Source organism: Acinetobacter sp. YH12126, from assembly GCF_013418745.1.
Lineage (GTDB): Bacteria > Pseudomonadota > Gammaproteobacteria > Pseudomonadales > Moraxellaceae > Acinetobacter > Acinetobacter amyesii.
On record NZ_VPBM01000005.1, the window covers coordinates 95,613 to 110,032 of the forward strand.

A 14,420-nucleotide genomic window follows, 5' to 3' on the forward strand; every position below is an offset into this window, starting at 1 on the left:
GTTCTTCCTAAACAATAAATTGAATCATGGCGTGTTTTAGTTTTCTAAGTTTAAGATTTTATTAAAAAACAGCAAGCATTAATTGTAAACTGATCAATTTATCGTACCAGGATTTTCAGTCTAAGAATCGATTCGATCATTTAACGCTTTTACATTTTTTGCTAGCGCACGTTCATTTTGCTTTTGTTTAAACAGATGCAAAACACCTTCTATCACCAATAACAATACCGCACCCCAAATTGGAATATAGGTCAGCCATTCTTCGGCTTCTACTCGCTCCCCCAATGCGATGGATGCAAAAGCTAACAACACGGGTTCTAAATAACTCAACAAACCAAAAATCACAAATGGCAAATAACGACTCGCCAACATATAGCTACCTAAGCCAAGCGCACTCAGAAAACCCAGTCCTAAAACCGCCAAAATCAGATACGGGAATAACGACATCAGCGCTAAACTATCGCTATGAATAAATCCTAAATAAAAGGCTACAGGCAAAATTAAGCAAAGATCCCACCAAAAACCACCCAAATGATCGGTTTTAAAGGTACGACGTAAAAAGAAATAAATTGGATAAGCCACAGCGACATAGACAGTTTCCCACGCGATACTGCCAATACGCCAAATTTCGTGGCCGACCCCTAAAATTGCCAATGCCACGGCAGCCATCTGCCATTTAGACAGCTTTTCTTTATACAGTACACATCCAACCAGAACCATTACTAAGGGCAATAGAAAATACCCTAAAGATACTTCTAGCCCTCGGCCATTAATTGGTCCCCACAAAAACAACCAAAGCTGTGTAGTACATAAAAATGAACTAATGATTAACCAAATGAGAAAGATCGGTTGCTTGACCACACGCCAAAAAATTTCACTGACTTTGTTTAAATCTTTCATCCACCACATAAATAAGGTTAAAAATGGCAAGGTCGCCAACATGCGCCATGCAAAAGTTTGCTCGCTATCTAGAGGTTTTAAAAAGATGGTAAAGAAATATAAAATACCGAAAGTGACCGATGCCAATACAGACAATGCAACGCCTTTATACATCTTTCACTCCAGTCCAAATGACTACATAATCTTGATATTTTGCTTGATCAATCAAGCTTTTCGCATGGACATTCTAGCAAATAAAAAACCATGCACAGGCATGGTTTTTTAGCATTTGTTCAATTATTTAGGTTTTAGGTTTCACTGTCTGCTTGGTATGAATAATATCTGATAAATCATAACCAACAGATTGCGCATAATTTAAATATTCCTGAATCACTTCCTGATCTGGATGAGCCGAACGAGAAAGCACCCACATATATTTACGACGTGGCTCACCCACCAAAACTGTTTGATAGTCTTCATCGGCTTTGAGTACCCAATAATCACCACGCCCCACAGGCAACCAACGAATGGCTTCTGGTAAGAAACTAACTTTTAATTTCGAGTTAAACGGTGCATTTTGTACAAATGCCTCGCCTAGTGATTGCTTCTTGGTACCATCTTTAGATACACAGCGATTATTTACATTAATGTTGCCATTTTCATTTAGCGTGTAAACCGCAGTCACATCACGGTCACAGCTTTTTTGAAAAACCATAGGCTTACGAGCTACTTCATACCACATACCTAAATAACGATCGAGCTCGACTTTTTCCACAGTCTGTAACGGTTTCGTCTGTGCATAGGCCATTGTGGCTGCACCCAAACCAATTAACACTGCTGCACCAAGTGCAATTTTTGCGAGTTTAAAACCAGCTTTCGGAAGATTCGTTGTTGTCATTTTTATGCCTCATTTCGATGCAAAACATTCGATGAAAATTAAGTAATTCTTTCTCTCGTGTTTTTACTCTAGCCGAAAAAATTGCTCTAAAAATCATTTTCTTGTCTGAATTATGTATGTCATTCAAACAATATTTCGCATCTTGTCTAACAAAATTATGAAATCATCTGTGCTTTTAAACGCAAGATTTCATCGCGTAAACGAGCCGCTTGTTCAAACTGTAATTCCTTAGACGCTTTTAGCATTTCTTTTTCCAACTTATTCATATGTTTTGCCAAAAGTTTTGGATCCGACATCAAATGACGCTCATCTGCAGTTAATGCCTTGGCCTGATCTGAAATTTTTTCATCGATTTCATCATCTGTCAGCACTTCACCAGTATCAATATCATTGACATTTTGGCGTACAGCACTACGTGGTGTAATGCCATGTTCAAGATTAAAGGCGATTTGTAAATTACGACGACGATCCGTTTCATCAATGGCTTTTTGCATGGAGTCGGTCATACGATCTGCATATAAAATCGCTTTACCGTTTAAGTTACGCGCTGCACGACCAATGGTTTGAATCAAAGAACGCTCAGAACGTAAGAACCCCTCTTTGTCAGCATCTAAGATGGCGACTAAAGACACTTCTGGCATATCTAAGCCTTCACGCAGCAAGTTAATCCCGACAATTGCATCGTATACACCTGAACGCAATTCATGAATAATTTTAGTTCGTTCAACAGTGTCAATATCAGAATGTAAATAAGCGACCTTAATACCATATTCTTTCAAATATGAAGTTAAATCTTCTGCCATACGTTTGGTTAATGTCGTAACCAATACACGCTCATTTAAGTTTTTACGATTATTAATTTCTGACAATACATCATCCACTTGCGTTAACACTGGACGAATTTCAATTTCAGGGTCGACCAAACCTGTGGGTCGAACCACTTGCTCAACGACTTGTTCAGACTTTTCCATTTCATAATGTGCAGGCGTTGCACTGACATAAATCGTCGAAGGAATAATCCGCTCCCATTCTTCAAATTTCATTGGGCGGTTATCAAGCGCACTTGGTAAACGAAAACCGTAATTGACCAAATTTTCTTTACGTGAACGGTCACCTTTATACATAGCCCCAATTTGCGGAACGGTAACGTGCGATTCATCAATGATTAATAAAGCATCATCAGGTACATAATCAAACAAAGTCGGAGGTGCTTCACCAGAAGGACGGCCAGACAAGTGGCGTGAATAGTTTTCAATACCGTTGGTATAGCCAAGCTGCTGCATCATCTCTAAATCATAACGTGTACGTTGTTCGATACGCTGTGCTTCGAGTAATTTATCATTTGCACGAAAGAATCCTAGTCGTTCTGCGAGTTCTTCACGAATCGTTCCAATTGCACGCTGTAAATTATCTTTAGGTGTTACATAATGGCTTTTTGGGTAAATCGTAATACGTGGCACTTTACGGACCATTCTGCCAGTCAATGGATCAAACCATCGAACTGAATCAACTTCATCATCAAATAACTCTATTCGAATGGCATTTTGATCAGATTCAGCAGGAAAAATATCAATAATTTCACCACGAATACGGTATGTGCCCCGTAAAAATTCGAGTTCATTTCGGGTGTATTGCATTTCCACCAAACGACGGATGATATCATCACGGCTAATACGGTCTCCTTCCACGATATGCAGAAGCATACTCATATAAGCATTGGGATCACCCAGACCATAAATAGCTGAAACTGACGCTACGATAATTGCATCACGTCGCTCTAATAATGCCCGTGTTGCCGAAAGACGCATTTGGTCGATATGATCATTAATCGATGAATCTTTTTCAATAAAAGTATCTGAAGATGGAACATAGGCTTCGGGTTGATAATAGTCATAATAACTGACGAAATATTCCACGGCATTATGCGGAAAGAAGGCTTTAAACTCGCCATAAAGCTGCGCAGCCAAAGTTTTATTATGCGCCATAATAATCGTTGGACGTTGCGTGCGTGCTATCACATTTGCCATGGTATAGGTTTTACCTGAACCTGTTACCCCTAAGAGCAACTGATCATGCATTCCTTTTTCAATCCCCTTCACCAATTTCTCAATCGCTTGAGGCTGATCACCTGCCGGCTGATATTGTGTTACCAGTTCAAAAGGCTGTTCCTGCATCACACTCTTCTTCAACAGTTTTATATGGCTTTATTATGAGGGCAAAGTTGCACAAAACAACGCTAAATTTATGTAAATACCAGAGGCGTGTACAGACTGTAAAATTATAATTCAACGTAACCCCATAGATTTTTCTCATGTTTGAAAAATAATTCGCCTGATTTCGCATGTTTTTCTTGAGGAAACTCTTGGCTCTAAAAAAACTCAGGAATAAAGCGTTCATTTATCCCTTATTGATACTTGACCTATGTAAATTTCACCTGCAACATGAACAAGAGGACGCCACAGATCAAACTTATGACTTACCAATATCATGACGAAAGTATTGTTAAAAACCTACCCGAAGATACTATTTTTGTTTTTGGCAGCAATATGGCAGGTCAACATACTGGCGGTGCAGCGCGTACTGCCCTAGAGCATTTTGGTGCAATGAATGGTATTGGTCGTGGATGGGCTGGTCAAAGTTTTGCTATTCCAACAATGAATGAGCATTTACAACAAATGCCATTGTCTCAGATTCAACATTATGTTGATGATTTTAAAATCTATACCAAGAATCATCCGAAGACCAAATATTTCATTACGTCGATTGGCTGTGGTGTCGCTGGCTATAAAGTTGAAGAAATTGCTCCCATGTTTAAGGGGATTTCCAGAAATGTTATTTTTCCAATTTCATTCCGCCCTTTCGTTGAAAAAGCTTTACCTAAACTTACTTCGAAACTTCTACATACAATTTTTCGAGACTCGGTAATTTTTGCACCTTCGGCAGATGAATTGGTTGATGTTCTGGCCTTAACAGATAATGAAAAAAGTCTTGCAAAAATTGTGCTGAATACCCAAATGTACCCTACAGACAGCAATGGTCGTGACCGTATTTTTGAAATTGAAGATATTTTGCATGCAGTGAATGGGAAAATATTTGAGTTTCAAAGCAACTCAGAAGGCCCAATGATGTTTGGCGGCGTCATTTTAGCCCTACTTGAACTGTACAATATTAATGAAAAAGATTTCATTGATGTTTGGAAAGCTGAACGTGAAATCGCTGCACCAAGACCTGAAAATAAAGCTCGTAAAGCCAGCCGCTAAAGACTTTTTTCACCATATCTCCCCCCCTAAAAAGCCAAAGTCTACATTGGCTTTTTATCTAAGTTGAATTAACGACTTTTAGCGACTTAAGTCACATTAAAAATAAATTTTATTTTATATATCACATTATTTTAATATCATTTTTTCGTCTTATACTACTTGCTGACATTATCATAAAGAATGACGAGCACATAAAATAGACATGCTAGATTCTCCTTTTTTTGAGCTATCCCCCATTGCCATGTGGCTTGAAGATTACAGTGAAGTCAAAAAACAATTTGATCTCTGGCGTCAGCAAGGTGTGCAGGATCTCGCCACTTTTCTTCAACAAGATGAATCACGAATTCTGCAATGTGCAAGAAAAATAAAAATCTTACAGGTCAATACAAAAACGTTAGAACTGTATCAAGCACGTGACTTTGAACATTTATGTCAAAACCTTGATCTCGTTTTTCAGGCGGAGATGTGTCAAACACACATTAGAGAGTTGGTTGCATTGTGGAATGGTGAAACGCATTTTTCCCATTCTGCCGTGAACTATACGCTCAGTGGACAACGCCTAGACATTCAACTCAAGGGCATCGTGCTACCGAGTCATGAGCAGGATTTATCTGCCGTCTTAATTACGACTGAAGATATCACGTCTTATACCGAAGCTTGTCGTTTACAAGAACAAAGTCGTCATTTGGCAGAAGCGCGTTTCCATTATTCGCCAACCTCACTTTGGGTAGAAGATTTCAGCCGGATTAAAATAAAATTAGATCAGCTTCGCGCTTTAGGTATAGAAGATTTTGTGACATTTTTGGATGTTCACCCCGATTTTGTACAAGAGTGTATTAAGGAAATACTAATTGTTGACGTTAATCAGGCCACCCTTGATTTATTTGGCGCTCCGAATAAAGAAATATTGCTCAAAAATGTACATAAAGTATTTGCCAAAGAAATGCTTCAAACTTTTAAAGAACAACTGATTGAACTTTGGAACGGTAATTTACATCATCAACGTGAAGCTATAAATTATGCACTTGATGGCAGTATTCGCCACGTCTTACTACAATTTACTGTATTTCCCGATTATCTCGACGACTGGAGCACCGTGCAGGTTGCCTTAACCGATATTACCGCACGTAAAAAGGCTGAAAATTATCTTGAGTATTTAGGTAAGCACGACGTACTGACCAAACTCTATAATCGTTCATTTTATATCGCAGAACTCAAGCGTCTTGAACGCAATCAATTAAGTCCTGTTTCTTGTATTTTTATGGATTTAAATGGACTAAAAGAACTCAATGACAGTATTGGGCACGATGCTGGTGACAGTATCCTCAGACGTCTGGGCAACATTTTAAACCAACTTATTCAGCATACGCCCTATTCTGCTTCGCGCATTGGCGGTGATGAATTTGTCATACTTTTACCGGGTGCTGATGATGCAGCACTGCAAAACTGTTTACAAAGTTTGAATGAGTTGTTATTGGTCGATAACCAATTTTATTCAAATCAACCGATGAGTATATCGATTGGTTCTGCCACCAATATCTTGAATGAGCGAATGGAAGATATGCTTAAACGTGCTGATCTTGACATGTATCGTCAGAAAAAAAAGTATTATCTCAATAAAGACCGTAGAATTCAGTCTGAAATACGCAATTAAAAACAATAATTTGCAATAAAAAAGCCATGGTTTTAATCATGGCTTTTTTATTTAAATCTCTTAACGCTTACCCATCGAACGACGTGTACCGCGTGGTGGCATCCAAGTACGGTCAGCATAACGCTGAGGTTTTGGACGCATATCTTCAAAGATTTCATCCGAAGCATTATCTTCAGCTTTTTTAATCGGAAAAGGCAAATTAACTAAAGCCTTTTTCTTGGGAGGGTTTTGCGTACTCATACAAATAACTCAATTGAATCTGGTGCTATTGTACAAAAAAAATGGTTTTGGTGTAAAAGGCTTTAAGAGATTAACCACGATTGACATATAACGCCTCAATGATCAGCTATGACTTATATCTGTAGAGGAAAACAAAGCAAAAAACTACTTTGAATATGGTCGTTTTAAACTATTTTATTGACCTAAACAAATAAATTCACTGTCATTTATGTCAATAAATATTAAATATTTACAAATAGATAGAAGCATTTCTAAATTTCAAAAATGTTCGTTTTTTTTACACAAATACCTCATTAAAACCCTCAAACAATACAAATCAACAAGAATGTTACAGGACTATTACCTTTACTGTTGTTTTCTATAACATTTTTTACGCACTAATTTTGAATAATGGGCACTTAGAAAAATTATTATCAATTTACGGACATGGAGTCCTTTCAAATGAAAAAAAGTGTATTGTGCATTGCTGCTTCAATGGCTGCCCTACCTATGCTCAGTCATGCAGACTCACCATATTTTAGTTTAAAAGATGGCGATGGCTTCAAACGTTTTTCTGTCTCTGTTGGTGCTTTACATGTTATGCCACAAGGTAAAGCGCAGCCATTTCGTGTAAATACTGCCATCAATGAAGGCTATGAGGCAGAAGTTGGTGAAGTTAAATCACAAACAGTAAAAGACAATATTCGAGAAGGGTACAAAGTTCCGCCCCTACTAGAAGTTGCGCTAAATACTTTGGACACTGTTCCTGCTGCAATGAGTGGTAAAGCCACTATTTCAGGACTTGAACAATGGGACAATCCAGGGACCGGTCTTGAAGCAGACGATGTCACCACTCTTGGGATCATGACCAACTATTTCTTCACTGACAATGTATCACTAGAAATGAAAGCGGGTATTCCGCCAAAAGTTGATTTACAAGGCTCAGGAAAAATTTACGCACCATTTTCAGCCATTGCGAAACCACTAGGCGGTGCACTGGGAAATCTTGAACTTGAAAATGATATTTTCATTACCGACTTAGGCGCACATGGTGCAGCAGCTTCTGCACGTGCATGGACTCCGGCTGCTGAAATCCAATATCACTTTGGTAAAACTGGCGTCAATAAATTCCGTCCCTATGTGGGTCTAGGCGTGATGTATGCCTACTTCAATGAATTGGAAATGAATCCACAAATTGAGAAAGATTTGATTGCCGCAGGTCACATGATTGCCAACATTAAAGAAGGTAATGCAGGCGCCTCTTTGGAAGGAAAACCAAGTAAGGCAAATCCAAAAGTTGATTTAGAGGCAACTGATGTATTTGCTCCGGTTGCGACGGTGGGCTTCACGTATGATTTCAATGATAAATGGTTTGCTGTTGGTTCTGTCAGCTATGCACACCTTCAAAATGAAACCACCATTACCGTTACAGATGCGACACACGGCGAACTGATCAAATCTAAAGCCGATATTGAAGTAAATCCAATTCTTGCGTATGCAGGTATCGGTATGCGTTTCTAATTAATAACCTGAATATAAAAAAGACGGCTACAGCCGTCTTTTTTATTAGGCTATATATGGTCTTTTATTTTGAATTATCTCTTCAACCTCTTTTAAACACTTTTGAATTTATGCTGAGGCAATTTCCTTTATTCATCCATAGTTACCTATAAAAAAAATTTATTGTTTGGTGAATTAAATTTAATCGCAACTCTGCGTTTATTCGCATACCATTGGGTTAAATTTAAAGAATGTAGCCTGCTGTATGTCTGATACTCGTTTCTCAAAGCCCCTGATTTACATGCTCATTGGCAGTGCTATTATTTTGGCATTGTCTTTAGGGGTTCGTCATGCTTTTGGCCTCTATCTCGTGCCGATGAGTGATGAATTCGGTTGGGGACATAACGTATTTAGCCTTGCCATTGCCATGCAAAACTTAATTTGGGGTGCTGTGCAGCCGATTACTGGGGCTTTTGCAGATAAATATGGCAGTAAGATCGTGGTCGCCGTCGGTGGTGCATTATATGCCCTCGGGCTATTACTCATGGCCATCAGCTCTACCGGTTTACTTCTTAATTTAAGCGCAGGTTTAATTCTAGGTTTGGCTCTCTCGGCCACTTCCTTTCCTGTTTTGCTTTCGGCAGTTGGACGTGCAGCGCATCCAGACAAACGTAGTTTAGCCATGGGTATTGCCAGTGCCGCAGGTTCTTTTGGTCAGTTCATTATGCTGCCCTCTACATTACTGCTACTGCAAAAATTTGGTTGGTCTTCGGCTTTGGTGGTCAGCGCCATTTTAATTGCGCTTATTATTCCTTTAGCTTGGATGTTAAAAGCACCAATGTATGTTGCACCAAATGCAACCAATACGCATGAAGCCTCTCTAACATTTAAACAAATTTTGCAATTGGCTTGGGAGCATAAACCCTTTTGGTTTTTAGCACTTGGTTTCTTTGTCTGTGGCTTCCAAGTGGTGTTTATTGGTATCCATCTGCCGGGTTATTTAATTGATCATGGCTTTAATACCACTACGGGCACTATTTTCCTCGCGCTTGTTGGACTGTTTAATATTGTCGGCACCTACACAGCTGGTTGGCTCGGTGGCAAATATTCCAAACCAAAGCTGTTAATGGGACTTTATGGTTTACGTGGCATTGCCATTATTGCCTTTCTTTTGCTGCCTTTAAGCACATGGACAATTTATGCTTTTGGCGTCATTATGGGTCTATTATGGCTTTCTACCGTACCACTCACCAACGGTATTGTGGCCAATATGTTTGGCGTTAAATATCTCAGTATGCTCAGTGGTATCGTGTTCTTTACTCACCAAGTCGGTTCATTTTTTGGTGGCTGGTTGGGTGGTGTGAACCACGATATGACCGGTAACTATAATGCCATTTGGATTTTTTCGATTGTCCTGAGTATTTTTGGGGTATTGGTTCATTTCATGGTTAATGAGGAAAGTGTCATTCATGACTAATTCAACATTATGGTTCAGACTCAGTATTGCTATCAGTATTCTGGCCTTGTTAGCCTTATCCATCGGCTTATGGAGCCAAACACCTGAATTATTTGAATACTTTAACCAAGCGTTTTGTGCGCATTAAAGACGTATTGAAATCTTAATTCCGATCCAAACTGCTGTTTTATCAACACTACAACAGCAGTTTTTTAGCTATTTTCTACACCATTAAATAAAAGCTGCATTTTCAGCATATTAGTATTAATAATAAGTTTTTTCATAAACTTAGCTTATTTTTTAATTTTCCAACCTGCACTTTCTTCCATAGATTAAGTCTCAATAAAGAACAATTTGAGAACTTATGAAATGACCGCATTAACTCAACTTTCACAAGCTATCCATGATGCTCCGCGTTGGCATCAAGCAGAACATTTTCAAGATGGCAATGAAATTCGTATTGAAGTGCAACATGACCAAGCTTTGGGGGCTGTGGTTTATGGTTTAGATGCGCGTAAAGCACAGTCTGGGGAAACCATCTACCGTTTAAAACAAGCGCTGGCAGAACACTTGATTTTAATTTTTAAACATCAAAGTCTAGATGATTTACAGTATCTCGCGTTTGCAAGCTACTTCGGTTCAATCTTCCGTCCCGGTGCAGATATTCCAGTGTTAGCGTCACAAGATGATACCGGTACACCACCAGACGTCGTACCTGTTTCAAATGCAGTCGGCAAAGGTGACTACACTGGACATGGTGAATTGGCTGCGCATGCAGACCATCAGTGGACTCCGCTGCCATCTTTTGGTTCATTACTCTATGCCATTGAACTACCGCAAGACGGTGGACAAACCTCATGGTATAACACCATTAAAGCCTATGAAGCTTTAGATGAAGCGACACAAAAACACTTAGACCAACTTCAACTCATTACCTATAACCCATTTGTCCGTGCCAAAAATAATAAAGGCACAACGGGATATGGCGCTACACCGCTTTACCGTTTCAAAGACCAACCGATTGTTGGACATGCCTATCCACATCCGCTTGTACGTACCCATCCAGAAAGTGGCCGTAAAGGGCTGTGGTTAAATGAACGGTCTGAAGTGGAATTGGTTCATTATGATGATCAGTCAGGCAGTGAATTGATTGCATCTTTACGTGAACATTTATTGAAACCTGAGTTTCGATATGAACATCAATGGGAAGAAGGTGACATTGTATTTTGGGATAACCAAGCCACTTTACACTCACGCCGCCCTTTCCCTTCAGACCAACGCCGCTTATTAAAGCGAATTAGTCTAGCAGGAGGACGACCATACTAATGTTGAACTTCATGCCAACAATAAAAATAAATAACCCTGTAAAATCCGTGTTTGAGCAATAACTCCAAATAATTAAAATTTTAAAACAATAAGAACACTGCTCAAATTACGGATGATCTATATCTAATGCCTTAAAACCTGAAATTAAATGATCTAACATCGCACGCACACCCGGCAGCATGCCTTGTCGTGTCGCGTATGCAACATGGATGACCCCTTGCGGCAATTGCCATTCAGGAAACAGTTCAATTAACTCACCACTTTTTAAAGCATCACGTACAAACACTTTGGGCAAAGAAGCGATTCCCACGCCAGAAAGAGCAGCAGAAATCATGGCACTAAAACTGTCAGTTCTTAAGCGTGGATGAAATTCAATTTGTTGGGTTTCACTTTTTTCACGATGTCGGAAATCCCAAAAATGTTTAGGCCGATCAAAACCAATACACGGAAAATTTTGAATCTCAGCCAATTGCTGTGGTATTTCACGCTCGAAGAAAAGTTGTGGCGATGCCACCAAAACATGATCCCAAGCATCTAAATCTCGAACGATCAAATCACTATCCATTAAAGGCATATTGCGCACACGAATGGCTAAATCTACGCCTTCCTCAATGACATCAACCCGATGATTGGTCGCCATCAGGTGCACACTGATGTCTGGATATTGCTGCATAAAATCGGTGACCATTTTTGCAACAGGCATTTCCACTAAAGCCACAGGACAAGAGATTTTAATTTGGCCACAGAGTTGGTCATTCAACGTACTAAGCACAAAGTTTTCCGTTTCGCTGACTTCCTCTAAAATTTTTAAGCAATGCAAATAGAACTGTTGTCCTATTTCAGTTACTGTAAATTTTCGCGTATTACGCTGAATCAGACGTACACCCAAACGGGTCTCTAATTCTGTGATACGGCGTGATAGCTTAGATTTTGTAATACCCAATGCTTCACTGGCTTTGGTATAACCTTGGTATTTCACCACTTGCACGAAATAGTAATAGTCATTTAAATTTTGCATCATTGTTTCATTTTTAGAATAATCTGTTGAGTTTTTCGCCCTGTCATTCCCTCACTATACCTCAATAATAGATCTCAGAAGCAATAAATTGAGGGCTGAATTATGAATTCAATCAAACGTGTTTATCATAGTGATCGTAGTACTTGGGTGGGCGATGGCTTCCCAACAAACTCTATGCTCCCTATGCAAGAAATGGGCAATCAAACCAGTCCATTCCTCGTTATGGGCTATACCGGCCAATATCATTTCTCTCCAAGTCACCATCAACGTGGTGTTGGGTCACATCCACATCGTGGCTTTGAAACAGTGACCATTGTTTATGAAGGAGAATTGGAGCATTTTGATTCTAAAGGAAATCACGGCAGCATTGCCAAAGACGAAGTGCAATGGATGACTGCGGGTCGAGGCATTATGCATGAAGAACACCATTCTAAAGATTTTGCCAAAACTGGCGGAAATTTAGACATGGTACAACTTTGGGTCAATTTACCTCGTCATGCGAAAATGACTGAACCTCGCTATCAAGAACTGACAACAGCCAATATTGCTGAAGTAAAGCTTGCACAAAATGCTGGCGTGGTACGCGTCATTGCTGGCCAATTCGAAGATACATTGGGCGCCGCTGAAACCTTTAGCCCGATGAATGTATTGGATGTGCGCTTGAATGCAAATGCTGAACAGGAATTTTCATTCAACCCACAGTGGAATAACATGATTTTTGTATTAAGTGGGGCGATCGAAATTGAAGGTCAACGCTTTGATGCGAAACAGACTTTATATGTGAGTGACCAAGTATCGTCCTTGAAACTTAAATCTTTTGAAGCAACAAAACTGCTTATTTTAAGTGGCGAAGCTTTAAATGAACCGATTGCGGCACATGGACCATTCGTCATGAATACTGAAGATGAAATACGTCAGGCATTTTATGAATTTCAACATGGTCATTTTGCTTAAATATTTCCACGATAAAGTCCCAATAAAAAAACCGCCTTCTGGCGGTTTTTTTATATCTATGTTGGTATGAATTACGCATCACGCTTTCAACAGATTATTGCGTGACTTTTTGATAAAACGCATCTATTGCATTGACCATTTGCTCAAGTCCCGGCTGTTCCAAAGGATAATGTCCTGCATTTTTCAACAGCACGACATCGACTGGAACTTGGTGAATCCGTGCTAAAAATGGCTGACTTAAAGCCAAAGGCGTCCAGCGGTCTTGTTCAGGCTGCGTTAGTAAAATTGGGCAGACATCAAACTGCTCCGGTGGCGTGTCATTTTTATAATATAAATACGAATCTAGAAATTTAACCGATACACTATTCCCTGCGGATGTTTTATCTTTTAAAAAGAACTGCAATGCTGCGTCATTATTCACCAAACGATGCATTTTACTTACCCAACGCATCGGCATTGGTAATGCTGAAAATGGTGTATGTGCCGTCACATGAGCCACTGGACTGCCCACACGGCTCATAAATTTATTTAAAGAGACTTGATCACGCACGGTTTTATTTGAAGTGTCTAGAAAGGTCATACCGACGATACCTTTCACCTTTTTATTTTTTGCCGCCACGTGATAGGTCAACATACCACCTGCACTAAGCCCATACAAAACGATAGGACGATGATCTTTTTGTAGCTCGGCTTCAATGAGGTCATTGCCTGCTTGAACCCAATCATCATAACGAATTTTTGAGCCCTTTTTGACTTGGGTGAGGCCATAACCGGGCATATCTATAGCGATCGTTTCATAGCCACGCTGTGCCAAAGGATGACCCAAAATCATCGACATTTGTCGACCATTTGTTCCTACACCATGAAACAGAATCACCTTCACTTTTGCATGTGGATTTCGATAAGTATCTAAGTGAACAGTATGACCCTGCCAACTCCACCACTCTTCTTTGGGTCGCTGCGTTTCTGTTAAATGGTATTCTTTGGGTAGATAGTGCTGAATGCCCTGCCAACTGTTTTGATCTGTATAACTTGCTAATGCTTGTGAAGCAAGTAGCTGATCATCTGCAAATGCCATGATTGAAAGTAACGATGCAATGCCACTCATCAACCACTTCAATAAAGTGCTCAAAATTTCTGATAAGGTGTCTGATTTTGGAGAAGTCATTTTTAGACAATTTTTTATGTGTATGTACTGATGCTAATCAGCGGCGGAAACCGACGCCATGTGCATGTGGGACAGCACTATGTCACTT

13 protein-coding genes are annotated in these 14,420 nt (G+C 39.6%); 7 read left to right on the forward strand and 6 right to left on the reverse strand.

Annotated features, from left to right (window positions below):
- Nucleotides 1-120 precede the first annotated feature (120 nt).
- The 3 genes from rarD to uvrB all read right to left on the reverse strand — a co-directional run bounded on the left by rarD (nucleotide 121) and on the right by uvrB (nucleotide 3,954).
- Nucleotides 121-1,053, reverse strand: coding sequence for an EamA family transporter RarD (rarD, locus tag FTU62_RS04065; protein ID WP_078191878.1), 933 nt, complete (start codon nucleotides 1,051-1,053; stop codon nucleotides 121-123).
- 127 nt (nucleotides 1,054-1,180) lie between these two features.
- A complete protein-coding gene (locus FTU62_RS04070; protein ID WP_180101905.1) occupies nucleotides 1,181-1,777 on the reverse strand; it encodes a lipocalin family protein in 597 nt (198 codons plus the stop codon).
- A 155-nt stretch (nucleotides 1,778-1,932) separates the two neighbouring features.
- Complete coding sequence (gene uvrB, locus FTU62_RS04075; RefSeq protein ID WP_180065654.1) at nucleotides 1,933-3,954, reverse strand: excinuclease ABC subunit UvrB; 2,022 nt, start codon at nucleotides 3,952-3,954, stop codon at nucleotides 1,933-1,935.
- 294 nt (nucleotides 3,955-4,248) lie between these two features.
- Between uvrB and FTU62_RS04080 the strand changes: the two genes are divergently transcribed.
- Together FTU62_RS04080 and FTU62_RS04085 are read left to right on the forward strand one after the other, a co-directional pair.
- On the forward strand, nucleotides 4,249-5,037 hold the full coding sequence (locus FTU62_RS04080; protein WP_180101906.1) for a hypothetical protein: 789 nt from the start codon (nucleotides 4,249-4,251) through the stop codon (nucleotides 5,035-5,037).
- Nucleotides 5,038-5,233: 196 nt separating this feature from the next.
- Nucleotides 5,234-6,691, forward strand: coding sequence for a sensor domain-containing diguanylate cyclase (locus tag FTU62_RS04085; protein WP_180101980.1), 1,458 nt, complete (start codon nucleotides 5,234-5,236; stop codon nucleotides 6,689-6,691).
- Nucleotides 6,692-6,751: 60 nt separating this feature from the next.
- Here FTU62_RS04085 and FTU62_RS04090 read toward each other — a convergent pair whose 3' ends face one another.
- Nucleotides 6,752-6,931 (reverse strand): hypothetical protein, encoded by a 180-nt coding sequence (locus FTU62_RS04090; protein WP_078190224.1) that lies wholly within the window; start codon nucleotides 6,929-6,931, stop codon nucleotides 6,752-6,754.
- Between the two features lie 441 nt (nucleotides 6,932-7,372).
- Between FTU62_RS04090 and FTU62_RS04095 the strand changes: the two genes are divergently transcribed.
- From FTU62_RS04095 to FTU62_RS04105, 4 genes are all read left to right on the forward strand, one after another.
- Nucleotides 7,373-8,431 carry an OmpW family protein gene (locus FTU62_RS04095; RefSeq protein WP_180101907.1) on the forward strand — a complete coding sequence of 353 codons (1,059 nt, stop codon included), beginning with the start codon at nucleotides 7,373-7,375 and terminating at the stop codon, nucleotides 8,429-8,431.
- A 244-nt stretch (nucleotides 8,432-8,675) separates the two neighbouring features.
- Complete coding sequence (locus tag FTU62_RS04100; protein ID WP_180101908.1) at nucleotides 8,676-9,887, forward strand: MFS transporter; 1,212 nt, start codon at nucleotides 8,676-8,678, stop codon at nucleotides 9,885-9,887.
- On the forward strand, nucleotides 9,880-10,014 hold the full coding sequence (locus FTU62_RS17350) for a hypothetical protein (protein ID WP_257221407.1): 135 nt from the start codon (nucleotides 9,880-9,882) through the stop codon (nucleotides 10,012-10,014). The genes FTU62_RS04100 and FTU62_RS17350 overlap by 8 nt, the downstream gene beginning before the upstream one ends.
- A 221-nt stretch (nucleotides 10,015-10,235) precedes the next feature.
- Nucleotides 10,236-11,192: a TauD/TfdA family dioxygenase gene (locus tag FTU62_RS04105; RefSeq protein ID WP_078191885.1), complete on the forward strand. Its 957-nt coding sequence runs from the start codon at nucleotides 10,236-10,238 to the stop codon at nucleotides 11,190-11,192.
- Between the two features lie 106 nt (nucleotides 11,193-11,298).
- On the opposite strand, the gene FTU62_RS04110 is transcribed toward FTU62_RS04105, so the two are convergent.
- Nucleotides 11,299-12,210 carry a LysR substrate-binding domain-containing protein gene (locus FTU62_RS04110; protein ID WP_180101909.1) on the reverse strand — a complete coding sequence of 304 codons (912 nt, stop codon included), beginning with the start codon at nucleotides 12,208-12,210 and terminating at the stop codon, nucleotides 11,299-11,301.
- Between the two features lie 102 nt (nucleotides 12,211-12,312).
- Between FTU62_RS04110 and FTU62_RS04115 the strand changes: the two genes are divergently transcribed.
- The gene (locus FTU62_RS04115; protein ID WP_180101910.1) at nucleotides 12,313-13,164 is read left to right on the forward strand and encodes a pirin family protein; all 852 of its coding nucleotides are present in this window, start codon (nucleotides 12,313-12,315) and stop codon (nucleotides 13,162-13,164) included.
- Nucleotides 13,165-13,258: 94 nt separating this feature from the next.
- Here FTU62_RS04115 and FTU62_RS04120 read toward each other — a convergent pair whose 3' ends face one another.
- Nucleotides 13,259-14,242 (reverse strand): alpha/beta hydrolase, encoded by a 984-nt coding sequence (locus FTU62_RS04120; RefSeq protein ID WP_257223063.1) that lies wholly within the window; start codon nucleotides 14,240-14,242, stop codon nucleotides 13,259-13,261.
- Nucleotides 14,243-14,420: the final 178 nt, after the last annotated feature.

Coding starts and splice junctions, on each gene's coding strand:
- rarD (WP_078191878.1), bottom strand. CDS start 1,053: ATGTATAAAGGCGTTGCATTGTCTGTATTGGCATCGGTCACTTTCGGT.
- FTU62_RS04070 (WP_180101905.1), bottom strand. CDS start 1,777: ATGACAACAACGAATCTTCCGAAAGCTGGTTTTAAACTCGCAAAAATT.
- FTU62_RS04080 (WP_180101906.1), top strand. CDS start 4,249: ATGACTTACCAATATCATGACGAAAGTATTGTTAAAAACCTACCCGAA.
- FTU62_RS04090 (WP_078190224.1), bottom strand. CDS start 6,931: ATGAGTACGCAAAACCCTCCCAAGAAAAAGGCTTTAGTTAATTTGCCT.
- FTU62_RS04095 (WP_180101907.1), top strand. CDS start 7,373: ATGAAAAAAAGTGTATTGTGCATTGCTGCTTCAATGGCTGCCCTACCT.
- FTU62_RS04100 (WP_180101908.1), top strand. CDS start 8,676: ATGTCTGATACTCGTTTCTCAAAGCCCCTGATTTACATGCTCATTGGC.
- FTU62_RS17350 (WP_257221407.1), top strand. CDS start 9,880: ATGACTAATTCAACATTATGGTTCAGACTCAGTATTGCTATCAGTATT.
- FTU62_RS04105 (WP_078191885.1), top strand. CDS start 10,236: ATGACCGCATTAACTCAACTTTCACAAGCTATCCATGATGCTCCGCGT.
- FTU62_RS04110 (WP_180101909.1), bottom strand. CDS start 12,210: ATGCAAAATTTAAATGACTATTACTATTTCGTGCAAGTGGTGAAATAC.
- FTU62_RS04115 (WP_180101910.1), top strand. CDS start 12,313: ATGAATTCAATCAAACGTGTTTATCATAGTGATCGTAGTACTTGGGTG.
- FTU62_RS04120 (WP_257223063.1), bottom strand. CDS start 14,242: ATGGCATTTGCAGATGATCAGCTACTTGCTTCACAAGCATTAGCAAGT.